The following is a 23,580-nucleotide window of genomic DNA, read 5'->3' on the forward strand; positions in this document are numbered from 1 at the left end:
TCGATCGCGGGCGGAGTCCGCTCCTACGCCCGTGCTTCCCTGGGCCCGGTCTCGCCAGCGCTTTTCGTAGGATGGGTTGAGCCTGCGAAACCCATGCGGGCGTGGTGATGGGTATCGCTTCGTTCAACCCATCCTACGGACGTTGCGTTGCCGGCGGGCGTAGGAACAACTGTCTTGCAAGCCGCGCCGGGGCGCTTTTCGTAGGATGGGTTGAGCTTGCGAAACCCATGCGGTTGCGCTGATGGGTATCGCTTCGCTCAACGCCATCCTACGAAAAGCCGTGCTTCCTGGAACCGTAGGAGCGGACTCCGTCCGCGATTGCTCCCAGGCGGCGCCGAATCCCCCCCTACGAAGAAACCACCTCCTCCCCCCGCCCCTCGCAGGCCGCCAGCGCCATGGCAAAACTGGCATGGTAATTCCGCCTACCCACCGCCTCGATGATCCCCGCCCGCACCAGCTTGTGCCGCACCCGCTGGTTGGCCTCGCAGAGCTTCACCGTCACCCCGCGCTTGCGCAGTTGCTGGATCATCTCCTCCAGCGTCTGCATCCCGGTGATGTCCATGAACGGCACCCGCCTTAGCCGGATCACCAGCAACTGGGGGTCGCTGCGGGTCTGCGCCAGGGCGCGTTCGAAGGTTTCCGCAGCACCGAAGAACAACGGCCCCTCGATGGTGTAGACGAGCACCCCCGGCGGCAGCGCGCCTTGCAGTTCGCCCCGCAGCTCGGCGCTGCCCTGCTGCAGCACTTCCACCGAGGAGGCCATGCGCCGCATGAACAGCAGCATGGCCAGGATCACCCCGATGTTCACCGCGATCACCAGGTCGCTGAACACCGTCAGGCCGAAGGTGATCAGCAGGATGGCCACGTCGGCCCTGGGCGCGCGGCGCAGCATACGCACGAAGTGGCGGGCCTCGCTCATGTTCCAGGCCACCACGAAGAGGATCGCCGCCAGCGCGCACAGCGGGATGCTCGAGGCCAGCGGGGCGAGGAACAGGATGATCAGCACCAGGGTCGCCGCGTGGGCCACCCCGGCGATCGGGCTGTTGCCGCCGTTGCGGATGTTGGTGGCGGTGCGGGCGATGGCGCCGGTGGCGGCGAAGCCGCCGAACAGCGGCGCCAGCAGGTTGGCGATGCCCTGGCCGACCAGTTCCTGGTTGGAGTCGTGGCGGGTGCCGGCCATGCCGTCGGCGACCACCGCCGAAAGCAGCGACTCGATGGCGCCGAGCATGGCGATGGCGAAGGCCGGGCCGATCAGTTCCAGCATCCGCGGCAGGCTGATCTCCGGCAGGCTCGGCACCGGCAGGCCGCGGGGGATGCCGCCGAAGGCGCTGCCGATGGTGGCCACGCCGTCGAACTGGAACAGCGCCTGCAGCACGCTGACCAGCACCATCGCCAGCAACGGCCCCGGCACCCGCCCCAGGTACGGCAGGCGCGGGCCGTAGAGCACCGCGGCCAGGCCTAAGAGGGCCAGCAGGGTGGTCGCCGGGTGTAGCTGCGGCAGCGCCTGCAGCAGGTGCCAGAGCTTCTGGTGGAAGTGCTCGCCGCCCACCGCCGGCAGGCCGAAGAAGTCCTTCCACTGGCCAACCCAGATGATCACCCCGATGCCGGCGGTGAAGCCGACGATGACCGGGTCGGGAATGTACTTGATGACGCTGCCCAGGCGGGTGATGCCCAGCAGCAGGAGGATCACCCCGGCCATCAGCGTGGCCAGCTGCAGGCCGTCGACGCCGTAGCGCGCGGTAATGCCGGCGAGGATGACGATGAAGGCCCCGGTGGGTCCGGCGATCTGCACCCGGCTGCCGCCGAACAGCGACACCGCGATGCCCGCCACTATAGCCGTGTACAGGCCCTGCTCGGGCTTGACCCCGGAGGCGATGGCGAAGGCCATGGCCAGGGGCAGCGCGACCACCCCGACGATGACCCCGGCCAGCAGGTTGCGTGGCCAGTTCTGCAACTTCAGAAGCCCGGCCGCCCAGGCGTCACGTACGGCGATCATCGTCCACTCCTCCGCGGAAGAATGCGCATCAGATTAACACGCCATGTTAATGGACGTGTACTAGGCCAAAGTCCTGTCTTACGCCTTCCCCGGGGAGGCGCTACGCTTGCCGAGGGGCGCTGCGCAAACGCCGACAGCGCTGCATTTCTGCATACAGTCGCCACGGCGCCGGGCCGCCGGCCCCCATGCCACGGGCGTGGCGTCCTGGCATGCAACCTGCCTGGGTAGACGACCGGCCCGCGCCACCGCGCCGGCCCCGTCATCCCCCATGGAGAACCCCAGATGGACCCGCTACGCCTGCTGCTCGACCGTGGCCTGCTGCTGGCCGACAGCATCGCCGCGGATGGCCGCTTCCTCGACGTCTCCGCCGAGCAGAGCGACCAGCTCGGCTACCCGCCCGGCGCGCTGCACGGCCAGGGCATGGAACAGGTCTACACCGCCGATTCGGTGCGCGCCCTGCAGCAGCTCTTCGCCAACCCGCCGGCCGACGAACGGGTGCAGGACCTGGAGCTGACGCTGATCCGCCACAACGGCGGCCTGCTGCCGGTGCTGGCCAGCGGCGTGCTGCAGTGGCGCGACGGCGAGCCGGCGCGCCTGCACCTGGTGAAGATGCCCCTGGGCGGCATCAGCCGGCGCCTGGGCGAGCTGCAGAACGCCAACGAAGTCATGAGCCAGATGCTCTACAGCGCCAAGGTGGCCTACTGGTGCATCGAGTTCGCCGAGCCGGTGGACGTGCGCCAGACGCCGGACGAGATCGTCCGCCAGGTGTTCGAGAACCGCTCCTACTGGCGCATGTGCAACCGCGCCATGGCGGCGATCTACGAGATGCCCGCCGATGTCGACTTCGGCCAGCAGCCGGTGCGCCTGTACTGGCCGCGCAGCCCGGCCAACGAGGAGTTCGTGCGGCGGCTGATCGAGGCCGACTTCCACGTCGACGGCGCGCTCTCGGTGGACCGCCGCCACGACGGCTCGCCGGCCTACGTGGAGAACGACGTGCGCGCCAGCATCCACAACGGCCGCCTGCTGCGCATGTGGGGCAGCCTGCGCGACGTCAGCCAGGAGCTGCGCATGCAGCACGACGCCGAACAGCGCATCGAGGCCCTGCGCCGGGTGTTCGACGCGGTGCCCGACGCGGTGCTGGTGATCGACGAAGCCGCCCAGCCGCAATGGCGCAACGCCGCCTTCGAGCAGGTGTTCGGCATCACCCGCGCCGCCGGCGTAGCCGCCACCCTCGACCGCCTGCCGCTGCCCGAGCGCACCTGGCAGCGCCTGGAGCTGCCCGACCAGTACGGCCGCTACCGCGCCTTCGACAGCCACTGCTCGCGCATCCTGATCCGCGAGGACCAGGCCTGGCGCGTGGTGGTGCTGCGCCCGGACGGCGTCGAGCGCCGGCCGGCAGAGCTGCACCCATGAGCGGCGAGGGCTTCTTCGCGCCGATGCGCATGGGCATGCGCTCCTCGGTCAACGTCAGCGCCGAGATGCTCGCCGCGCTGCTGGAGGCGCCGGCGCTGCACGCCCTGCTCGACGGCTTCGGCGAGGCGCTGATCGTCTGCGACGGCGACTCCCGGGTGCGCTTCCTCAACCTGGCCGCCGAGCGCATCAACCGCGTGGCGCGCCAGGACGTGCTGGGCCTGAGCGACAGCGATTTCTACCAGCGCTCGGCGCTGCAGTTCGACGACTTCCTGCAGGCCGTGCGCCGCGGCGGCAAGAGCGCGCTGACGCGCTCGCGCGACGGCCGGCTGTTCCTCACCCGCCTGCAGAGCGTGCCCGCCGGCGCCTACGAGAAGCCCTACACGCTGCTGATCCAGCGCGAATACGAAGCACGCGAAAGCGCCGGCCGCAACGCCCCGGCGCCGTCGCTGGCGGACAGCCCGGCGAGCCTGGGCGACCCCCAGGACAACGCGCTGCACATGTCGCCGCTGCTCTCGGACATCGCCGACATGGGCGTGCGCGCCTTCCGCCGCCGCGCCCGCCTGCTGCTGCTCGGCGAGCCGGGCGTGGGCAAGACCGCCATCGCCCGGCACATCCACCGCGCCGCCGGCTGGGGCGACCGGCCCTTCGTCGACGTCAACTGTGCGAGCATCCCCGAGACGCTGTTCGAGTCGGAGATGTTCGGCTACGAGCGCGGCGCCTTCACCGGCGCGCTGCAGCAGGGCAAGCGCGGCTACATCGAGAGCGCCGCCGGCGGCACGCTGTTCCTCGACGAGATCGGCGAGATCCCCCTGCAGGTGCAGGCCAAGCTGCTCAAGTTCCTCGACGACGGCACCATCCAGCCGGTGGGCTCGCCGCTGTCGAAGAAGGTCCAGGTGCAGGTGATCGCCGCCACCAACAAGGACCTCAAGGCACAGGTGTCCGCCGGCCTGTTCCGCGCCGACCTCTACTACCGCCTGGCCGTGCTGCCGGTGGACATCCCGCCGCTGCGCGCCCACCGCGACGACCTGCCGGTGCTGATGGACATCCTCCTGGCGCGCATCAACCGCGACCGCCAGCCGCCGCTGCGGCTGTCCACGGCCTGCCGCCAGCGCCTGCTGGGCCATGACTTCCCGGGCAACATCCGCGAGCTGGTGAACATCTTCGAACGCCTGGCGGTGCTGGCCGACGACGTCGCCGAAGAGCAGCACCTGCCACCGGAGCTGCTGGGCCAGGCCGTGTCCGCCGGGGAGGAAGAACCGCTGCCCTTCGCCAGCGCCGACGAGCCGCTCAAGGCGCAGGTACAGCGCTTCGAGCGCCAGGTGATCCTCCAGGCCGTGCGCCTGTGCGGCAGCAAGCGCAAGGCGGCGCAGCACCTGGGGATCGACGTCGGGACCTTGATTCGGAAGTTGCAGAGGGATTGAGCGCCAGGCTGCTCTTTTCTTTTGCAGGAGCAACTGTCTTTCCGGCTGCGCCGAGGCGCTTTTCGTAGGATGGGTTGAGCTTGCGAAACCCATGCGGTGGCGGTGATGGGTATCGCTTCGCTCAACCCATCCTACGGGGGTTGTGTTTGCCGGGTGCATTGGCATTGTTCTGACCTCCCTTCCCTCTCCCTAACCCTCTCCCTGAAGGGAGAGGGGACCGTTGGGCAGAAACGGGTATTACGGAGTTAGCCGGCAGCTCTGATGGTTTCCGGCTAAAGCCATGCTCATCTCGGCACGGACTAGCCCCCTCTCCCTTCAGGGCGGGGCGCGCAGCCGAGGGCTGGGGAGAGGGGCGGCCCCCAACCAACACACCGCCGCCCCAGGATAACCACCCCCACCAACGCTGCATTTCTGCCTATCCCCTTGTCATTTCTGCTTACATTTCCTCCCCTCAAAAACAATAATCCATTAATTTTCAACAACTTAATTTCTTGGCACACCCTGTGCTCCACCTCCATCGACCCGTGACCGTGCGCGGGTCCTCGAATCGCGCCAGGCATCCCCGACCGGGGTTGCCGGCAGTTCTGGAGGCACAACAACAATGCTCATCACAGGTATCAAGAGCAGGCCGGTCTACGACGACCTGCGCCCGCTCGCCGGCAGCAACCACATAGTCGCAGGGCAAGGCAGCGGCGGCAGCGCCATGCTCCGGCTGCTGGCCGAAATGCCGCGCACCGCGCCCATCCGCGTGCTCTATTCCACCGAATCCTTCTCCGGGCAGAACCATCTGGCCGCGCTGCGCGACATCGCCGACGTCGAGCTGAGCGTCTACCCGAGCAACCGCTCGCTGGTCGACGACCTGCACGCCCTGCTCGGCCAGTCGCGCATGGGCACCCGCCTGTACCTGGCCGGCTCGGAAAGCTTCATCGGCACCGCCATGCAGGCCGCCGATGCGATCAACCTGAACCGGGACGAAGTGCTGCGCGAGCACTGCGGCTCCTTCGTGCGCCGCGTCTGGTGCGTGCACTGCGACGGCTACACCGAGAACGTCACCCAGCGCGTGTTCATCTGCCCGCACTGCGCCCGCACCCTGGTGGTCCGCGACCACTACTCGCGCCGCCTCGCCGCCTTCCAGGCGGTCAAGGCCGACGCCGAAGTCCCCGGCGAGCTGCCGGCAGCCGAGGAGCTCGACACATGAGCCAGTCCAGCGGAACCCTCAACGTCCGCGTCGCCCGCATCGAGCAGGTGACCCCGGAAATCAAGCGTTTCACCCTGGTGCCGCGCGACGGCGGCCAGCTCACGCCCTTCTCCGGCGGCAGCAACGTGGTGGTGCTGATCCCCCACGACGGCGGTACCTACCGCAACGCCTACTCGCTGATGAGTTCGCCCTACGACGCCAGCGCCTACCAGATCGCCGTGCGCCGCGTGGAAGACGGCCGCGGCGGCTCCAGGCGCATGCACGATGCGGTGCAGGAAGGCGACGAGCTGGAAATCCTCCGCCCGGTGAACCTGTTCCCGCTGAGCAAGCACGCGCGCCTGCACCTGTTCATCGCCGGCGGCGTGGGCATCACCCCGGTGTGCTCGCAGCTGGCCGAGCTGCGCCTGCGCGGCACCCCGTTCGAAGTGCACCTGGCGGTGCGCGGCGCTGAACATGCGCGCCTCGGCGAGGAACTGGCGCGCGAATACGGCGATGCCGTGCGCCTGTACCGCGACGACCGCGGCGAGCGCCTGAACATCTCCGCCGTGCTGGCCGACCGCCCGCTGGGCAGCGACGTGTACGTCTGCGGCCCCGAGGGCATGATCCAGGCCACCATAGACGCGGCCCACGCCCACGGCTGGACCGACAGCCACATCCACTACGAGCGCTTCCTCGAACAGGGCAGTTCCGGCGAGCCGTTCAAGGTCACCCTGGCGCGCAGCGGCGCGACCATCGAGGTGTCGCCCGACCAGAGCCTGCTGGAGGCCGCCGAGGCCGCCGGCCACGAGATTCCCTACCTGTGCCGCGGCGGCGCCTGCGGCATGTGCGAGACCAACGTCCTGGAGCTGGACGGCGAGATCCTCCACACCGACGACTGGCTGTCCGACGAGGACAAGGCCGCCAACAAGAAAATCATGCCCTGCGTGTCGCGCGCCAAGTGCTCGCGGCTGGTCATCGACTGCTGAGCCGGAGAACGACCATGACCATCCAATTCCGCCCCGACGAAACCTACCGCGACGACTACACCTACGCCAACAGCCCCGAGTGCATCGCCCGCGCGCCCTTCCCCTTCCCGGACGACGAGTACATGTACTCGATGAACCTGGAACCCCACGTCTCCGTCGGCGACGGCGCCTTCCGTGCGGTGTTCGACATCGACGAGCACTACATCAGCGAGTGCCGTGACCGCGCCATCACCCTGGAGAAGGACCCGGGCATGCACTACGTCTCGGCGCCGCACATGATGGAGGCGCAGTGGGACCTGCTGGAGCTGATCATGGAGTCCTACGCCAAGGACTACCCGGAGTACTTCGCCCTGGAGCGCGACGGCACCCGCTGGCACTGGACCAACAGGCTGCTAAACATCGACGACACCTTCACCTTCGGCGACCCGGCCACCCTGCCCTACGAGCCGATGGAATACATCACCCGCCAGGCCCAGGGCGACTGGGTGCTGCAGGAGGAGCGCGACGGCACCCTGTACTGGGGCGCCGGCATCGCCACCCAGCGCGCCGACTACTCGCTGCGCTTCAACCTGGGCATGGCCTGGCACGAGTACCACGGCCCGGTGCCGCTGGTGAAGGAAACCGGCATGCTCGACCGCGCGCTGAAGTTCCTCCTGCGCCTGCGCAACGGCCACCCGGTGCGCCGCCTGAACTGGTCGCTGACGGTCAACCCGCGCCTGGACGTGTCCGCCGAAAGCCTGCCGGACTGGGCCCCGGACCGCACCACGGTGACCGCCGAGAACGCCGGCGAGAAGGTCTACCTGCGCATCGAGCTGCAGCCGCTGCACCGCCTGCCGCGCAGCAACGCCATCGTGTTCCCGATCCGCACCTACCTGCTGAGCCTGCAGGACATCGCCAGCAACCCCGTCTGGGCCAGGCGCATGCACCGCGTGCTCAAGTCCCTCAACCAGGAGCTGGTGGACTACAAGGGCTTCACCCGCTACCGCGACGCGGCGGTGGAGTGGCTCTCGCAGTACGACGACGGCAAATAAGCGCTGCGCTTTCCATAACGACAATGAGCCCGTAGAGGGCAGCGGCGGATGCGCAAGCTCCGCCGCGGACAATCCGCCACTGCCCATTACCCCCTGAGAGGAAACAACGATGAGTGGGTCCCCTGCCAAGCGTGCCGCTGGCGTAACCGATTCCGATGCCGAGCAGCTCGCCGCGCTCGGCTACAGCTCGAACTTCGAGCGCAGCATGAGCCTGTGGGAGAACTTCTCCCTGGGCTTCACCTACCTGTCGCCGGTCGTCGGCGTCTACACCCTGTTCGGCCTGTGCCTGGCCGCCGGCGGCCCGCCGATGTTCTGGTCGTACCTGCTGATCGGCCTCGGCCAGCTGCTGGTGTGCCTGGTGTTCGGCGAGGTGGTCTCGCAGTTCCCGATCTCCGGCGGCGTCTACCCCTGGGCGCGGCGCCTGGTGGGCAAGCGCTGGGCGTGGATGGTCGGCTGGGTGTACGCCTGGGCGCTGTGCGCCACCATCGCCGGCGTCTCGGTCGGCGCCGGGCCCTACCTGGCGGCGCTGCTGGGCTTCGCCCCGGACGCGGACGTCAGCATCTACATCGCCCTGGCGTTGATCCTGGTTTCCACCGGCCTCAACCTGGTGGGCACCAAGCTGCTGGCGCGGGTGGCGATGTTCGGCTTCCTCTGCGAGCTGGTCGGCGCCATCCTGGTCGGCGGCTACCTGCTGATCTTCGAGCGCCACCAGCCGTTCAGCGTGCTCTTCGACACCTTCGGCCTCGGCGCGGCGCAGGGTTCCTACCTGCCGGCGTTCCTCGCCGCCTCCCTGGCCGGGCTGTTCCAGTACTACGGCTTCGAGGCCTGTGGCGACGTCGCCGAAGAAACCCCCAACCCCGGCAAGCGCATCCCCAAGGCGATGCGCATGACCATCTACATCGGCGGCGCCGCCGCGATGTTCGCCTGCCTCGCGCTGATCCTCTCGGTGCCGGACATGCACAAGGTGCTCGCCGGCGAGGACACCGACCCGGTCGCCACCATCCTGGCCAACGCCTTCGGCCCGCTGGGTTCGCGCCTGGTGATGGCGGTGGTGCTGGTGTCCTTCGTGTCCTGCGTGCTCAGCCTGCAGGCCGCCGCCAGCCGCCTGCTGTTCGCCTACGCCCGTGACGAGATGATCGTCGGCAGCCGCGCGCTGCAGCGCCTGTCGGCCAACCAGGTGCCGTCCGCCGCGCTGATCGTCAGCGGCGTGGTGCCGGCGGCGATCGTCTGCCTGGGCCTGTTCATGGCCGACGCCACGGCGACCATCGTCGGCTTCGCCGCCATCGGCATCTACGTCGCCTTCCAGCTGATCGTGGTCGCCGCACTGATCGCCCGCGCCAAAGGCTGGGTGCCCGGCGGGCAGTTCAGCCTGGGCCCCTGGGGCACGCTGGTGAACGTCGCCGCGCTGGTCTACGGCGCCGGCGCCATTGCCAACATGGTCTGGCCGCGCAGCCCCGACGCGCCCTGGTACATCAACTACTCGATGATCCTCACCACCGCCGTGGTGCTGGGCGCGGGCGTGCTCTACATGCTGCTGGCCAGGCCCTACGACAAGGGCACCGCGCCGGCCGGCGACGCCCACCGGATTTCCGGCCGCCAACGATCCGTGCGCGCGACTGGCGCGCTTACCGAACCGGCTTGATCGCAACCCTGACGCAATTCGGGCCATACGCCTGAGGGGCGCGTCCGGCGCCGCGTGGGGTCCCCTCCCCGCGCCGGCGCCAAGCGGTTTGCGAACGGGCCTGCCAGCCCCGCGCTTGGCAGGCCCGGTTTTTTTCCGCACTACGCCAGGCCTGACCACGGCGTGGCCGCAACCTTGGCTCAACGCGCAATCCACAACAGGCACAGCGACAAGGTCAGCAACGACCCCAGCGTCGACAACAGAATGCTGCGCGACACCACCGGCGCCTCGCGCTTGTAGTACTCCGCCAGCATGTACGGCCCGGTGCCGGTCGGCAGCGCACTGAGCAACAACGCCGAATCCGCCCACAACGGCGGCAGGGCGAACACCTTGTAGGCCAGCACGCCGGTCAACAGCGGCTGCCCCACCAGCTTGACCAGCACCAGCGGCCAGGCGCCGACCTGCGGGCCCTCCTGCTTCTGCGCCAGGAACAGGCCGAGCGAGATCAGCGCGCAAGGCGTGGTGGCCGCCGCCAGCAGGTCGAGGAAATGCACCACCGGCTCGGCCAGCCCCAGGCCGCTGGCGGCCCACAGGCCACCGATGATCGGCGAGACCACCAGCGGGTTCTTCAGCAGCGCGCGGCTCACCACCAGCACTGCGCGGCCGACGTGCTTCTCGCTCTGCAGGCCGACCTCGATGCACACCACGGCGACGGCGAACAGCACGCAGACCACCAGCAGCGAGGCGATCAGCGCCGGCTCCAGGCCGTCCTGGCCGAACACCAGCAGGCACAGCGGGATACCCATGTAGCCGGTGTTGGCGTAGGAGGCGCTGAGCCCGTCGATGCTCGCCGCCGGCAGCTCGCGGCCCTGCCACATACGCCAGGCCAGGGTGGCGACGAACACCAGCAGGCAGCCGGCGGTGAAGGCGGCGAGGAAGCCCGGCTGCCAGATTTCCGCCCAGGTGGAGGTGGCGGTGACCTTGAACAGCAGCGCCGGCAGGCACAGCCAGACCACCAGCTTGTTGATCTCCGACGCCGCGCCCTCGCCCAGGCGGTTGGTCCTGCGCGCCAGCCAGCCGGCCAGGATCAGCGCGAAGATGGGCAGGACGACGGCGATCACGGTGTGCATGGCGGGCTCGGCAAGGCGTTGTTATAGGAGGGCTGGCGAGCATAGGATTGCCGCATCGATACCGTCCAATGCTTGTTGAGAGCCCAATCGATTCCGGAAACGCATCGATGATCGAATTGCGCCAGCTGCGCTACTTCCTCGCCCTCGCCGAACACCTGCACTTCGGCCGCGCCGCCGAGGCCCTGCACCTGACCCAGCCGCCGCTGAGCCGGCAGATAGCCGCGCTGGAGGCCGAGCTGGGCACCCCGCTGTTCGCCCGCCACTCGCGCTCGGTGGAGCTGACCGCCGCCGGCCGCGAGTTCCAGCAGCACTGCAGGAGCCTGCTCGCCGGCCTCGACCTGGCGGTGCGCTCGGCCCAGGCCAGCGCCCGCGGCGAGCGCGGGGAACTGCGCCTGAGCTTCACCATGGTCGCCGCCTGGACGCTGCTGCCGACCCTGCTCAAGCGCTACAGCGACGCTTATCCACAGGTGAAGGTGGTGCTCAACGAAGTATTGCCGCGCGACCTCGGCCCGGCGCTGGAAGCCGGCGAGGCCGACGTGGCCCTGACCTTCCCGGCCCACGGGAGCGGCCAGCTGCAATACCGCACGCTATTGCGCGAGCCGCTGTGCGCGGTGCTGCCCAGTGCGCACCCGCTAGCCACGAGCGCCCAGGTGGCGGCCGGGGCCCTGGCGGGGGAATCGTTCATCAGCTTCCCCCACAGCACCGCGCCGGCGCTGCACGAAGCGGTGATGCAATGCTGCCGGGACAGCGGCTTCGAACCGCGCATCCAGCTGGAGCCGCACCTGCAGCAGACCATCGTCAACCTGGTGGCCGAGGGCCTGGGCGTGGCCCTGGTGCCGGACTCGATGCGCAAGATGCAGTTGCCCGGTGCTGCGTTCGTGGCGCTGGAGGCATCGCCGTTGGTGGATTATGGGGTGGCTTGGAGCCCGCATAACGACAACCCGTGCCTGGGGGCTTTTCTGCGCTGTGCGGGGGTGGTGGAGGTCGACGGCGGATAACCGCGAAGGGTCCAGGGAAGCACGGACGCAGGAGTCTTGCGCCGAGGTGCTCTTCGTAGGATGGGTTGAGCTTGCGATACCCATGCTGCCGTGGTGATGGGTATCGCTTCGCTCAACGCCATCCTACGAAAAGCCGTACTTCCTGGAAACGTAGACTCCGTCCGCGATGGCCGACCTGCCGCGCCAATCGCGGATTATCCGCCGCTCACTCATTTCACCAACCGCGCATCCAGGCTGTTCTGCGCCAACCGCTGCGCCTGCTCCTTCGTCATCCCCAGGTGCTCATACAGCGCCTGGAAATTCTCAGTCACATACCCCCCGAAGTAAGCCGGATCATCCGAGTTCACCGTCACCTTCACCCCGCGCTCCAGCATCGCCAGGATGTTGTGCTGGCCCATGTGCTCGAACACGCACAGCTTGGTGTTGGACAGCGGGCAGACGGTCAGCGGGATCTGCTCGTCGATAATGCGCTGCATCAGCCGCTCGTCCTCGATGGCGCGCACGCCGTGGTCGATGCGTTCGACCTTGAGCAGGTCCAGGGCTTCCCAGATGTATTGCGGCGGGCCTTCCTCGCCGGCGTGGGCCACGGTCAGCAGGCCCTCGGCGCGGGCGCGGTCGAACACGCGCTGGAACTTGCTCGGCGGGTGGCCCACTTCGGAGCTGTCCAGGCCCACGGCGACGAAGGCGTCGCGGAAGGGCATGGCCTGCTCCAGGGTCTTGAAGGCTTCTTCCTCGGACAGGTGACGGAGGAAGCTGAGGATCAGGCCGTGGCTGATGCCCAGCTGCTGCTCGCCGTCCTTCAGCGCGCCCTGGATGCCGCGCAGCACCACCTCGAAGGGGATGCCGCGGTCGGTGTGGGTCTGCGGATCGAAGAAGGGTTCGACGTGGATGACGTTCTGCGCCTTGCACTTGAGCAGGTAGGCCCAGGTGAGGTCGTAGAAGTCCTGCTCGCTGCGCAGCACGTCGGCGCCGGCGTAGTAGAGGTCGAGGAATTCCTGCAGGTTGTTGAAGGCGTAGGCCTTGCGCAGGGTCTCGACGTCGGCCCAGGGCAGCTTCACCCGGTTGCGTTCGGCCAGGGCGAACAGCAGTTCGGGCTCCAGAGTCCCTTCCAGGTGCAGGTGCAGTTCGGCCTTGGGCAGGGCGTTGAGCCATTCGTACATGGGTGGTTTCTCGTCATCGGGCTGAATCGATGCAAGTTTAACCCGGCCCGCCATGGCGGCCACCCCGGGCGAGCCGGGGCGGCCGCCCGGCCATCAGAAGGCGAAGTGCGCCTCGTCCAGCGCCATCAGGCAGCCGGCGCCGCCCAGCAGCGCCTCGCGGTGCATGCTGGCGCGTGGCAGGATGCGCCGCAGGTAGAAGTCGGCGCTGGCCAGCTTGGCGCGGTAGAAGTCGCCCTCGCCGCTGCCGGCGTCCAGCGCCGCCTGGGCGGTACCGGCAGCGCGCAGCCAGAGCCCGGCGAGCAGCACGTAGGCGCTGTACTGCAGGTAGTCCACCGACATGGCGCCGATCTCCTGCGCATCGCGGCGGGTGGCGGCCAGCACGTCGGCGGTCAGCCCACGCCATTCCTGGATGCGCTCGCGCACCACCGCGGCCATGGGTTCCAGCTCGGCGTGGGCGGCCAGCGCGGTGCAGGTTTCCGCCAGGTCGGCCTGCAGCGCGGCCATCTCGGCGCCGCCGTCGCCCAGCAGCTTGCGGCGGATCAGGTCCAGCGCCTGGATGCCGTTGGTGCCTTCGTATATCTGCGTGATGCGGCTGTCGCGCATCAGCTGCTCCATGCCCCATTCGCGGATGTAGCCGTGGCCGCCGTAGACCTGCACGCCAAGGCTGGCCACTTCCTGGCCCATGTCGGTGAGGAAGGACTTCACCAGCGGGATCAGCAGCGCCGCGCGCTTCGCCGCGGCCTTGCGGCCCTCGGCCTCGGGGTGGCCGTGCTCCAGGTCCAGCTCGCGGGCGCAGAGCGCGGCGAGCATGCGGCTGCCCTCGGTGAGGGTCTTCTGCGTCAGCAGCATGCGCCGCACGTCGGGGTGAACGATGATGGGGTCGGCGGCCTTCTGCGGCTGCGCGGGGCCGGTCAGGGCGCGCGATTGCAGGCGCTCGCGGGCATAGCTCAAGGCGCCCTGGAAGCTGCGCTCGGCGATGCCCAGGCCCTGCAGGCCGACCTGGAAGCGCGCGTCGTTCATCATGGTGAACATGCAGGCCAGGCCCTGGTTGGCCTCGCCCAGCAGCCAGCCGCTGGCGCCATCGAAGTTCATCACGCAGGTGGAGGCGCCCTTGATGCCCATCTTGTGCTCGATGGCGCCGCAGCTCAGCTCGTTGCGCGCACCGGGCGTGCCGTCGGGGTTGGCGATGAACTTGGGCACGAGGAACAGGCTGATGCCCTTCACCCCGGCCGGGGCGTCCGGCAGGCGCGCCAGCACCAGGTGGACGATGTTCTCCGACAGGTCCTGCTCGCCGCCGCTGATGAAAATCTTGCTGCCGCTGACCGCGTAGCTGCCATCGGCGCGCGGCTCGGCGCGGGTGCGCAGCAGCGCCAGGTCGGTGCCGGCCTGGGGCTCGGTGAGGCACATGGTGCCGGTCCACACGCCGCTGACCATCTTCGCCAGGTAGTCGCGCTGCAGCTCGGCGCTGCCGTGCTTGTACAGCGCCAGCACGGCGCCCTCGGTGAGCCCGGAATAGACGCGGAAGGACAGCGAGGCGGCCATCAGCATCTCGTGGAAGTTCGCCGCCACCAGCTGCGGGAAGCCCTGGCCGCCGAACTCGAGCGGGCCGGTCATGCTCGCCCAGCCATTGTCGCAGTACTGTTTGTAGGCTTCGCGGAAGCCGTCGGGGGTGGTCACCGCGCCGTCGTGGAGGGTCGCGCCCTGCTCGTCGCTGTTGCGGTTCAGCGGCGCCACCACCTCGCCGGTGTAGCGCGCGCCCTCTTCCAGCACGCCGTCGATCAGTTCGCGGTCCAGGCCATTGCCCAGCAGCGCGCAGTGAGCGGTCGCGTCGAAGAGTTCGTGGAGGACGAAGCGCATGTCGCGCAGAGGGGCCTGGTAGCTCATGCGTGGTGCTCCTTGTGGATATCGGCGAAACGCCCACCGCTGGCGGCCAGGCGCTCGATCAGCGCGGCCGGCTGCCAGTGCGCGCCGTGCTGCCCGGCGAGGTCGCGCAGGCGCGCGAGGATACTCGGCAGGCCCTGGGCGTCGGCCCAGGCCATGGGGCCGCCCTTGTCGGCGGGGAAGCCGTAGCCGTTGAGGTAGACGGTGTCGATGTCGGCGCTGCGGCTGGCGATGCCTTCGTCGAGGATTTTCGCACCTTCGTTGACCAGCGCCAGCAGGCAGCGTTCGAGGATTTCCTCCGGGCCGATATCGCGGCGCGCGTAGCCCAGGCGCTCGGACTCGCGCAGCACCAGGGCGTCGACCTCGGGGTCGTGCTCGGCCTGGCGGCTGCCGGGTTCGTAGTGGTAGAAGCCGTTGCCGCTCTTCTGGCCGAAGCGGCCCATCTCGCAGAGGCGGTTGTCCACCTGCACGGTGGGCGCGTCCTGGCCCTTGCCGGCCAGCTCGCGGGCGCGCCATTCGAGGTCGATGCCGACCACGTCGAACATGCGGAACGGGCCCATGGCGAAGCCGAAGCCCTGCAGCGCGGCGTCCACCTGGTAGGGCAGCGAGCCTTCGAGGATCAGCCGGCGCGACTCCTGCACGTACTTCTCCAGCATGCGGTTGCCGATGAAGCCGTGGCAGTTGCCGGCCACCACGCTGACCTTGCCCATGCGCCGGCCCAGCTCCAGGGCGGCGTCCAGCACGGCGGGCGCGGTTTTCGCGCCGCGCACGATCTCCAGCAGCTTCATGATGTGCGCCGGGCTGAAGAAGTGCAGGCCGAGCACCTGCGACGGGCGATTGGTCACGGCGGCGATGGCGTCGACGTCGAGGTAGGAGGTGTTGCTGGCGAGGATGGCCGCGGGCTTCAGCGCCGCGTCCAGCTCGCGGAAGATCGCCTGCTTGAGCTCCAGGTTCTCGTAGACCGCCTCGATCACCAGGTCCGCTTCGCGGATCGCTGTGTAGTTGTCCACAGGCGAAATGCGCGCCCGCCGGGCCGCCGCTTCAGCCTCGTCGATCCGCCCCTGGCGCACGTTGTGGGCGTAGGTGTCGGCCACCGCGCCCTGGGCCTGCAGCAGCATCTGCGGATTGTTGTCCAGCCACTGCACCTGCACGCCGGCGTTGGCCAGGCACATGACGATGCCGCGGCCCATGGTGCCGGCGCCTATCACTGCGGCGCTGCGAATCGGGGGGATCTGGCTCATGGTCTTCCTCTTGTTATCAAACGGGCGTTCGAGCAAAAAAGTGACAGTCACCTTAGGGAAGATCGGATTATTTTTGAAATTTAGTCTTGTGATGCGCAGTATTTAGCTAATGAATATAAATACCTTCGACCTGAACCTGCTGCGTGTCTTCGACGCCTTGTTGCGCGAGCGCAGCGTTTCCCGCGCCGCCGAGCGCCTGGCCCTGAGCCAGCCGGCGGTGAGCAACGCCCTGGGCCGCCTGCGCGAGTTGCTCGACGACCCCTTGCTGGTGCGCATCGGCCGCAGCATGCAGCCCACGCCGCGGGCCCTGGAGCTGGAGGCGCCGATCCGCGAGTCGCTGCAGCGCATCCTCCACAGCCTCAGCGGCACCGAGCGCTTCGAACCGGCGCGCAGCCGCCAGCGCTTCACCCTGGCGCTGACCGACTACGCCGAGCTGCTGTGCATGCCGGCGCTGCTGCAGCGCCTGGGCACGGAGGCGCCGGGCGTGGCCCTGGACGTGCGCCACCTGGCCCCGAGCCTGCCGGTTGAAGCGCTGGACAAGGGCCACCTGGACCTGGTGCTGGGCCGCTTCGAGGACATCCCGGCGCGCTTCGCCCGCCGCCCCTGGGCCAGCGAGACGCTGCGCCTGCTGGCGCGCCGCGGGCATCCGCGGGTGAACGGCCCGCTGGACCTCGACGGCTTCCTGAACGAGCGCCACCTGTGGGTGTCCGGCGGGCAGACCAAGGGCATGGTCGACCAGTGGCTGGCCAGCCAGGGCCTGAAGCGGCAGATCGCCTACGTCACCCCCAACTACCTGCAGGCCGCGCAACTGGTGGCCGGCACCGACCTGCTGACGGTGCTGCCGACGCGCCTGGCCGAATACTTCGCCAAACTGCTGCCGCTGCAGGTGCTGGAGCTGCCCTTCGACGTCGGCCAGTTCCACCTGGAGCTGGTGTACCTGGCCCAGCGCGAGCGCGACGTGGCGTTGCAGTGGCTGCTGGGGCGGATGCTGGAGGCGGCGCCGAGGCCGTAGGGCCTGCGCCGAGATGCTTTTCGTAGGATGGGTTGAGCTTGCGAAACCCATGCGGTCACGGTGATGGGTATCGCTTCGCTCAACCCATTCTACGGGTGCCTCCTGGAACCGTACCGTCCGCGAGGCGTCCCCCTCGCCCCCACGAAAAGCAGAACGCGCCCGAGGGCGCGTTCATTGGCCATCGGCAAACCTCAGAACCGATCGCGGATCACCACCTCGTCCAGCGCCAGCTTGCCCACCCGCGGCTTGGGCGCCACGGTCTGCTTGCCGACGGCGACCATCAGGCCGATCACGTGGTTCTCCGGCAGGTTGATCAATTTGGCCACGGCGTCGAAGTCGAAGCCGTCCATGGGGCAGGAGTCCAGGCCCTTGCCGCGGGCGGCGAGCATCAGCGTCTGGGCCATCAGGCCGCAGCTGCGCATGGTCTCGTCGCGCTGCACCTGGGGCTTGCCGCGGTAGTAGGCGTCGATGGCGCCGGCCATGTACTCCTGCACCTCCTGGGGCGCGCCCTCCCAGACGCGGCGGGCGTTCTTTTCCCAGCTGTCGAGCTGGGCGCAGACCACCACCAGCATCGAGGCGTCGGTCACCTGCGGCTGGCCCCAGGCCACTTCGCGGATGTGTGCGCGCAGTTGCGCGTCGCTGACCTCGACCAGGCGCACGTGCTGCAGGTTGAAAGCCGAGGGCGCGAGCATGGCCAGCTGCAGCAGCTCGTCCTTCTCTTCGCGGCTGAGGCTGAAGGCCGGATCGTAGCCCTTGACCGCGCGGCGGCTGCGGATGGCTTCGTCGATATGCATGGGGACTCCTTTCGTTGACGGCGAAAAATGCCCGCCATGGTAAACCGCCCGGGCGCAGGCTTGCCGCGGTTTTCCCGATAGGAATCATCGAATCGCTACACCGCCTGCAACGAGGCCTCGTCATCCTGCTGGGCGCGCGGCGAGGTGAAGGTCAGGTAGCCATCCTCCACCTTGCCGTGGCGCAGCAGCGCCAGGTCCAGGGCGTAGTTCTGGTAGAGCTTCCAGGGCGTGCGGTCGCCCTGCTTGGGCATCCTGTCGGCGGCGCGCTGGATGTAGCCGGAGTTGAGGTTGAGGAAGGGCTCCTCCTTCACCTGCCCGGCGCCGGCGCGCGGCGTGCACTGGCGCATGCCGATGGCATCCATGTGGTTGATCAGGCGGCAGAAGTACTCGCTGGAGAGGTCCGCCTTGAGCGTCCAGCTGGCGTTGGTGTAGCCGACCACCGCGGCCAGGTTGGGCAAATCGCGCAGCATGATGCCGCGGTAGCCCATGCTCTGGTTGACCTGGAACGGCTTGCCGTCCACCGCCAGCTCCGCGCCGCCGAACATCACCAGGTCCAGGCCGGTGGCGGTGACGATGACGTCGGCCTCCAGCACCTGCCCGGACTTCAGGCGGATGCCCTTCTCGCAGAAGCTGTCGATGTGTTCGGTGACCACCGAGGCCTTGCCCTTGCGCAGCGCCTTGAACAGGTCACCGTCGGGCACGCAGCACACGCGCTCGTCCCACGGCTTGTAGCGCGGGCTGAAGTGGCGCATGTCGAAGTCCTTGCCCAGCTGGTGCCTGGCCAGCCCCAGCAGGGCCTTGCGCGCCAGGTTGGGGAAGGTCTTGGCGAACAGGAAGAAGACCATCTGCATGGTCACGTTGCGCGCCCGCGCCTGGCGGTACACCCAGGTCTCGGGGAGGAAGCGGCGCAGGAAGTTGGAGATCGGGTCCTTCTGCGGCAGGCTGATCACGTAGGACGGCGAGCGCTGCAGCATGGTGACGTGGCGCGCCTTGTCGGTCAGCGAGGGCACCAGGGTCACGGCGGTGGCGCCGCTGCCGATGACCACCACGCGCTTGTCGGCGTAGTCGAAGCCTTCCGGCCACAGCTGCGGGTGGATGATCTGCCCGCGGAAACTGTCGCGGCCCTTGAATTCCGGGGTGTAGCCGGCCTCGTAGCGGTAGTAGCCGGTGCACATCAGCAGGAACTGCGCGCTCATGCGCACAGGTTCCGGCTCGTCGCCGCGCTGCACGGTCAGCAGCCAGCGCGCGCTGTCGCTGTTCCAGTCGGCCTTGAGCACGCGGTGGTGGTAGCGGATCTTGCGGTCGATGCCGTTTTCCTGCGCGGTCTCCTCGATGTAGTGGCGGATCGAGGGGCCGTCGGCGATGGCCTTGGCGTCGGTCCAGGGCTTGAAGTTGTAGCCCAGGGTGTACATGTCCGAGTCGGAGCGGATGCCCGGGTAGCGGAACAGGTCCCAGGTGCCGCCCATGGCCTCGCGGCCCTCGAGCAGGGCGAAGGTCTTGCCCGGGCAGTGCTTCATCAGGTGGTAGGCGGCGCCGATACCGGACAGGCCGGCGCCGACGATCAGGACATCCAGGTGCTCGACAGACATGGGGGCTCCTCGGCCGGTGGCGGGCAACGCCTTGCTGAGTCTAGGAGGAATTTCCTCCCCGTACCCTACAAGGGCCGCCGCCGGCCGGCGCCCCACCCTAGGATGGGTGGAGCCGCCGCGGCGTTACCCTTGCGCCAGCTGCGCCATCACCCAGGCGCGCACCTGGGCGTAGGGGTAGTCCTCCAGCGCCGCGTAGCCCGGCAGCGTGCGCGCCCGCAGGCGGGTGAAGGCCGGCACGCTGATGCCGCAGAGGAAACGCGTCACGCAGTCGGCGCTGGGCGGCATGCCGCGGGCGCCCTGGTACTTGTCGAGGAAGGCGGCGCAGCGGCTTTGCAGCGTCTGCCCGTCCAGCGGCGGCAGGGCCGGCGGCTCCGGCAGGTGGGCGACGCGGCCGGCGCAGACCGAGCAGTGCCCGCAGTGCTCCGGCGCCCGCTCGTCGCCGAAGTAGCGGGCCAGGCGACGGCTCAGGCACTGGTCGCTGGCGAACAGCTCCAGCATGGCGCCGATGCGCGCGATCTCGCTGGCCTCGTGGCGTTTGAAGTAGGCGTACAGCTCGTCGCTGAGCGCATCCATGTCGAAGCCCGCCTCGCGCACCGCGTAGACCTCGGTCATCTGCTTGCTTTCCAGCTCGATCCAGCCGCGCTCCTGGAAGTAGTCCAGGGCCTTGACCACCCGCGCGCGCTCGGCGCCGTGGCGCTGGTAGAGGGTGTCGAAGTCGAGGGTCGACCAGGTGCGCGCCCGCGCCGAGGTGTCGAGGATGGCCTCGACGAACTGCCGCCGCTCGCCCTCGAAGTGGCCCAGCAGCGTCGCGTGCTCGATGAGGTTCTTGAAGCGGTATTCGGCGAAGTAGGCGAAGCGCGGGGCGATGATGCCGCGCAGCTCCAACTGCACCAGCAGCGTCTTGAGCGGCAGCTGGCGGATGTTCGACTGGTCCGACAGCGCGGTCAGCATCAGCTCCCACTGGCCGTTGGGCGCCGCGGCGATTTCCGCCAGCACGCTGCGGATGCCCTCGCGCTCGGGGGTGTCGCCGTAGACGAAGTTCTCCAGCACGCTGAGGCTGTCGCGGTTGGCCAGCACCAGGCAGTCCGAGGGCTGGCCGTCGCGCCCGGCGCGGCCGATCTCCTGGCTGTAGTTCTCCACCGACTTGGGCAGGTCGAAGTGCACCACGTTGCGGATGTCGCTCTTGTCGATGCCCATGCCGAAGGCGATGGTCGCGACAATGCAGTTCAGCGCGCCGGCCATGAAGCGCTGCTGGATGGCCTCGCGCTCGGCGTGGTCCATGCCGGCGTGGTAGGCGCGGGCCGGGATGCCGCGCTCGGAAAGGTGCGCGGCGATGTCCTCGGCGGTCTTCTGCTGGGTCACGTAGACGATGCTCGGCTGCCCGGGCCGCGCGCCCAGCCACTCCACCAGGCGGGCGCGCTTGGCGGCGCTGGCCACCGGCTCCACCTGCAGGTTCAGGTTGGCGCGGTAGAAGCCGGTGGTGACCACGTCGGCCTCGGCGATGGCGAACTTGGCGCGCATGTCGGCGATCACCGCCGGCGTCGCGGTGGCGGTCAGCAGCAGCACCTGGGGGATGCGGAACTGTTTCTGGTAGGCCGGCAGCTTCAGGTAGTCGGGGCGGAAGTTGTGGCCCCACTCGGAGATGCAGTGGGCCTCGTCGACCACCAGCAGGGAGATCGGCACTTCGCCGATGAAGTTGCGGAAGCGTTCGTTCTTCAGGCGCTCCACGGAAATCATCAGTACCTTCAGCTCGCCGCTGCGGACGCGGGCCATGGTCTGCGCCACCTGCTCGCGGCTCTGCGCCGAGTCGATGCTGGCGGCGGCGATGCCGTGGCGGGCGAGGAAGGCCAGTTGGTCCTGCATCAGCGCCAGCAGCGGCGATACCACCAGGGTCAGGTGCGGCAGCAGCAGCGCCGGCAACTGGTAGCACAGCGACTTGCCCGAGCCGGTGGGGAAGATCGCCGCCGCCGAGCGCCCGGCCAGCACGGCGCTGACCGCCGCCTCCTGGCCGGGGCGGAACTGGCGGAAACCGAAGACGCGTTCGAGGGTGTCGTGCATGCGGGTATCTCCCTTACCGGTCATGGGTGGAAACGCCATGCTAGGGGTAGCCATTGTAGGAGCGGGCTTGCTCGCGAACGAGCCGATTCCGGTTCAGCGGAAAGTACGCTCCTAAGGTAGCCCCCGCAGGAGTACTGTCTTACCGGCTGCGCCGAGGCGCTTTTCGTAGGATGGGTTGAGCTTGCGAAACCCATGCGGTCGTGGCGATGGGTATCGCTTCGCTCAACCCATCCTACGAGGGAGGAACGCCGTGCTCCCCGGCAACCTGTAGGAGCGGGCCCTGCCCGCGATTCGCGCGCAGGGCGCGCTCCTACAGGGGAATGGCGTGGGTGGAGCGGCGTAGGAGCGGATCTTATCCGCGAAGCCCGCCAATACGCCCGGCTATCGCGGACAAGCTCCTACAGGGGTCAGCCAATGAAAAAGCCGCCCGGAGGCGGCTCTTTCGGCGAACGGGCGCGCTTACAGCTGCGGGCCGGCGTTCTTGATGGCTTCGCTCACTTCGAACTTCTTGAAGTTCTCGATGAACTTGCCGGCCAGGCCCTTGGCGGCTTCGTCGTAGGCGGCCTTGTCAGCCCAGGTGTTGCGCGGGTTGAGCAGGTTGGTCTCGACGCCCGGGACGGCCTTGGGCACGTCCAGGTTGATGATGTCCAGGTGCTCGGTCTCGGCGCCGACCAGCGCGCCGCTCTGGATGGCGGCGATCACGCCACGGGTGGTCGGGATGTTGAAGCGCTTGCCGACGCCGTAGCCACCGCCGGTCCAGCCGGTGTTGACCAGGTACACCTTGGAGCCGAAGGCCTTGATGCGCTTGATCAGCAGCTCGGCGTAGACGCCGGCCGGGCGCGGGAAGAAGGGCGCGCCGAAGCAGGTGGAGAAGGTCGACTTGATGCCGCCGCCCGAACCCATTTCGGTGGAACCGACCAGCGCGGTGTAGCCGGAGAGGAAGTGGTAGGCCGCCTGCTCGTTGTTCAGGATCGACACCGGCGGCAGTACGCCGGTCAGGTCGCAGGTCAGGAAGATCACCGCGTTGGGCTCGCCGCCCAGGTTGGCTTCCGAACGCTTCTCGACGTGCTCCAGCGGGTAGGCCGCGCGGGAGTTCTGGGTCAGGCGGTCGTCGGCGTAGTCCGGGACGCGCGCGTCGTCGAGAACCACGTTCTCCAGCACGGCGCCGAACTTGATGGCCTTCCAGATGACCGGCTCGTTCTTCTCGGACAGGTCGATGCACTTGGCGTAGCAGCCGCCCTCGATGTTGAAGACGACGCCTTCGCCCCAGCCGTGCTCGTCGTCACCGATCAGGTAACGGCTTTCGTCGGCCGACAGGGTGGTCTTGCCGGTGCCGGACAGGCCGAAGAACAGGGTCACGTCGCCCGCTTCGCCGATGTTGGCGGCGCAGTGCATCGGCAGCACGTCCTTCTCCGGCAGCAGGTAGTTCTGTACCGAGAACATGGCCTTCTTCATTTCACCGGCGTAGCGCATACCGGCGATCAGCACTTTCTTCTGGGCGAAGTTGAGGATGACGCAGCCGTCGGAATTGGTGCCGTCGCGCTCGGGCACGCACTCGAAGTTGGCCACGTTCAGCACCTGCCACTCGTCGCGGCCGGCCGGGTTGTAGGTTTCCGGGTTGATGAACAGCTGACGGCCGAACAGGTTCTGCCAGGCGGTGGCGGTGGTCATCTTGACCGGCAGGTAGTGATCGGCGGCCGAACCTACATGCACGTGGGAAACGAAGTGGTCCTGGGCGTCGTTGAAGGCCTGGACGCGCTCCCAGAGGGCGTCGAACTTGTCGGCCGGGAACGGGCGGTTGATCGCGCCCCAGGCGATGGAGTCCTTGCTGCCGGGCTCTTCGACGATGAAGCGGTCGGCAGGCGAGCGGCCGGTGCGGTGGCCGGTTTCCACCACCAGCGAGCCGTTGTCGGCCAGGCGACCTTCGCCGCGGCGAATGGCTTCCTCGACCAGTTGGGCAACGCTGATATCGGTGTACACGGCTTTGTTGGCTTGCGTCATGTGGGTCCCCATCGGCCGGAGCCGAGTCCTCCAAACATTGCGTAGTGACTTCTAATTTCCACTACAGCGGA

Annotated in this window: 17 protein-coding genes; 8 read left to right on the top strand and 9 right to left on the bottom strand. The window is 68.4% G+C overall.

Annotation, left to right across the window (positions count from 1 at the left end):
• Positions 1-346: 346 nt before the first annotated feature.
• Positions 347-1,996: a SulP family inorganic anion transporter gene (locus tag FG99_RS11650; RefSeq protein WP_043269730.1), complete on the bottom strand. Its 1,650-nt coding sequence runs from the start codon at positions 1,994-1,996 to the stop codon at positions 347-349.
• A 282-nt stretch (positions 1,997-2,278) separates the two neighbouring features.
• Between FG99_RS11650 and FG99_RS11655 the strand changes: the two genes are divergently transcribed.
• The 6 genes from FG99_RS11655 to FG99_RS11680 all read left to right on the top strand — a co-directional run bounded on the left by FG99_RS11655 (position 2,279) and on the right by FG99_RS11680 (position 9,666).
• Positions 2,279-3,409, top strand: coding sequence for a PAS domain-containing protein (locus FG99_RS11655; protein WP_043269731.1), 1,131 nt, complete (start codon positions 2,279-2,281; stop codon positions 3,407-3,409).
• Positions 3,406-4,830, top strand: a complete 1,425-nt coding sequence (locus FG99_RS11660; protein ID WP_043269734.1) for a sigma-54 interaction domain-containing protein — start codon at positions 3,406-3,408, stop codon at positions 4,828-4,830. Before FG99_RS11655 ends, FG99_RS11660 begins: the two co-directional genes overlap by 4 nt.
• 601 nt (positions 4,831-5,431) lie before the next feature.
• On the top strand, positions 5,432-6,028 hold the full coding sequence (locus FG99_RS11665; RefSeq protein ID WP_043269736.1) for a dimethylamine monooxygenase subunit DmmA family protein: 597 nt from the start codon (positions 5,432-5,434) through the stop codon (positions 6,026-6,028).
• Positions 6,025-6,993 carry a PDR/VanB family oxidoreductase gene (locus FG99_RS11670; protein WP_043269737.1) on the top strand — a complete coding sequence of 323 codons (969 nt, stop codon included), beginning with the start codon at positions 6,025-6,027 and terminating at the stop codon, positions 6,991-6,993. Before FG99_RS11665 ends, FG99_RS11670 begins: the two co-directional genes overlap by 4 nt.
• Before the next feature lie 14 nt (positions 6,994-7,007).
• The gene (locus tag FG99_RS11675) at positions 7,008-8,024 is read left to right on the top strand and encodes a heme-dependent oxidative N-demethylase family protein (RefSeq protein WP_043269740.1); all 1,017 of its coding nucleotides are present in this window, start codon (positions 7,008-7,010) and stop codon (positions 8,022-8,024) included.
• 109 nt (positions 8,025-8,133) lie between these two features.
• Complete coding sequence (locus FG99_RS11680) at positions 8,134-9,666, top strand: APC family permease (RefSeq protein ID WP_043269742.1); 1,533 nt, start codon at positions 8,134-8,136, stop codon at positions 9,664-9,666.
• A 179-nt stretch (positions 9,667-9,845) separates the two neighbouring features.
• Here FG99_RS11680 and FG99_RS11685 read toward each other — a convergent pair whose 3' ends face one another.
• Positions 9,846-10,775, bottom strand: a complete 930-nt coding sequence (locus tag FG99_RS11685; RefSeq protein ID WP_043269744.1) for an AEC family transporter — start codon at positions 10,773-10,775, stop codon at positions 9,846-9,848.
• A gap of 107 nt (positions 10,776-10,882) precedes the next feature.
• Here FG99_RS11685 and FG99_RS11690 point away from each other — a divergent pair, with 107 nt between their 5' ends.
• The gene (locus tag FG99_RS11690; RefSeq protein WP_043269746.1) at positions 10,883-11,773 is read left to right on the top strand and encodes a LysR substrate-binding domain-containing protein; all 891 of its coding nucleotides are present in this window, start codon (positions 10,883-10,885) and stop codon (positions 11,771-11,773) included.
• Positions 11,774-11,982: 209 nt separating this feature from the next.
• Here FG99_RS11690 and FG99_RS11695 read toward each other — a convergent pair whose 3' ends face one another.
• The 3 genes from FG99_RS11695 to FG99_RS11705 form a co-directional block, all read right to left on the bottom strand.
• Positions 11,983-12,933, bottom strand: a complete 951-nt coding sequence (locus FG99_RS11695) for an adenosine deaminase (protein ID WP_043269748.1) — start codon at positions 12,931-12,933, stop codon at positions 11,983-11,985.
• A 93-nt stretch (positions 12,934-13,026) separates the two neighbouring features.
• Complete coding sequence (locus FG99_RS11700; protein ID WP_043269750.1) at positions 13,027-14,817, bottom strand: acyl-CoA dehydrogenase C-terminal domain-containing protein; 1,791 nt, start codon at positions 14,815-14,817, stop codon at positions 13,027-13,029.
• Positions 14,814-16,055: a 3-hydroxyacyl-CoA dehydrogenase gene (locus FG99_RS11705; RefSeq protein WP_043269752.1), complete on the bottom strand. Its 1,242-nt coding sequence runs from the start codon at positions 16,053-16,055 to the stop codon at positions 14,814-14,816. The genes FG99_RS11700 and FG99_RS11705 overlap by 4 nt, the downstream gene beginning before the upstream one ends.
• A 109-nt stretch (positions 16,056-16,164) precedes the next feature.
• On the opposite strand from FG99_RS11705, the gene FG99_RS11710 reads away from it, so the two are divergent.
• The gene (locus FG99_RS11710; protein ID WP_043269753.1) at positions 16,165-17,067 is read left to right on the top strand and encodes a LysR family transcriptional regulator; all 903 of its coding nucleotides are present in this window, start codon (positions 16,165-16,167) and stop codon (positions 17,065-17,067) included.
• A gap of 191 nt (positions 17,068-17,258) precedes the next feature.
• Here the strand turns inward: FG99_RS11710 and FG99_RS11715 are convergent, their stop codons facing one another.
• The 4 genes from FG99_RS11715 to FG99_RS11730 form a co-directional block, all read right to left on the bottom strand.
• A complete protein-coding gene (locus FG99_RS11715) occupies positions 17,259-17,861 on the bottom strand; it encodes a nitroreductase family protein (RefSeq protein ID WP_043269755.1) in 603 nt (200 codons plus the stop codon).
• A 95-nt stretch (positions 17,862-17,956) separates the two neighbouring features.
• Entirely contained in the window at positions 17,957-19,450 is a 1,494-nt protein-coding gene (locus FG99_RS11720; protein WP_043269757.1) for a flavin-containing monooxygenase, read from the bottom strand.
• 123 nt (positions 19,451-19,573) lie between these two features.
• Positions 19,574-21,508, bottom strand: a complete 1,935-nt coding sequence (locus tag FG99_RS11725; protein ID WP_043269759.1) for a RecQ family ATP-dependent DNA helicase — start codon at positions 21,506-21,508, stop codon at positions 19,574-19,576.
• Positions 21,509-21,967: 459 nt separating this feature from the next.
• Entirely contained in the window at positions 21,968-23,509 is a 1,542-nt protein-coding gene (locus FG99_RS11730) for a phosphoenolpyruvate carboxykinase (RefSeq protein ID WP_043269761.1), read from the bottom strand.
• Positions 23,510-23,580 lie beyond the last annotated feature (71 nt).

The organism is Pseudomonas sp. AAC (genome assembly GCF_000725445.1).
Classification (GTDB): Bacteria; Pseudomonadota; Gammaproteobacteria; order Pseudomonadales; family Pseudomonadaceae; genus Pseudomonas; species Pseudomonas citronellolis.

Coding starts and splice junctions, on each gene's coding strand:
- FG99_RS11680 (WP_043269742.1), top strand. CDS start 8,134: ATGAGTGGGTCCCCTGCCAAGCGTGCCGCTGGCGTAACCGATTCCGAT.
- FG99_RS11665 (WP_043269736.1), top strand. CDS start 5,432: ATGCTCATCACAGGTATCAAGAGCAGGCCGGTCTACGACGACCTGCGC.
- FG99_RS11650 (WP_043269730.1), bottom strand. CDS start 1,996: ATGATCGCCGTACGTGACGCCTGGGCGGCCGGGCTTCTGAAGTTGCAG.
- FG99_RS11690 (WP_043269746.1), top strand. CDS start 10,883: ATGATCGAATTGCGCCAGCTGCGCTACTTCCTCGCCCTCGCCGAACAC.
- FG99_RS11670 (WP_043269737.1), top strand. CDS start 6,025: ATGAGCCAGTCCAGCGGAACCCTCAACGTCCGCGTCGCCCGCATCGAG.
- FG99_RS11660 (WP_043269734.1), top strand. CDS start 3,406: ATGAGCGGCGAGGGCTTCTTCGCGCCGATGCGCATGGGCATGCGCTCC.
- FG99_RS11715 (WP_043269755.1), bottom strand. CDS start 17,861: ATGCATATCGACGAAGCCATCCGCAGCCGCCGCGCGGTCAAGGGCTAC.
- FG99_RS11700 (WP_043269750.1), bottom strand. CDS start 14,817: ATGAGCTACCAGGCCCCTCTGCGCGACATGCGCTTCGTCCTCCACGAA.
- FG99_RS11710 (WP_043269753.1), top strand. CDS start 16,165: ATGAATATAAATACCTTCGACCTGAACCTGCTGCGTGTCTTCGACGCC.
- FG99_RS11730 (WP_043269761.1), bottom strand. CDS start 23,509: ATGACGCAAGCCAACAAAGCCGTGTACACCGATATCAGCGTTGCCCAA.
- FG99_RS11675 (WP_043269740.1), top strand. CDS start 7,008: ATGACCATCCAATTCCGCCCCGACGAAACCTACCGCGACGACTACACC.
- FG99_RS11725 (WP_043269759.1), bottom strand. CDS start 21,508: ATGCACGACACCCTCGAACGCGTCTTCGGTTTCCGCCAGTTCCGCCCC.
- FG99_RS11655 (WP_043269731.1), top strand. CDS start 2,279: ATGGACCCGCTACGCCTGCTGCTCGACCGTGGCCTGCTGCTGGCCGAC.
- FG99_RS11705 (WP_043269752.1), bottom strand. CDS start 16,055: ATGAGCCAGATCCCCCCGATTCGCAGCGCCGCAGTGATAGGCGCCGGC.
- FG99_RS11695 (WP_043269748.1), bottom strand. CDS start 12,933: ATGTACGAATGGCTCAACGCCCTGCCCAAGGCCGAACTGCACCTGCAC.
- FG99_RS11720 (WP_043269757.1), bottom strand. CDS start 19,450: ATGTCTGTCGAGCACCTGGATGTCCTGATCGTCGGCGCCGGCCTGTCC.
- FG99_RS11685 (WP_043269744.1), bottom strand. CDS start 10,775: ATGCACACCGTGATCGCCGTCGTCCTGCCCATCTTCGCGCTGATCCTG.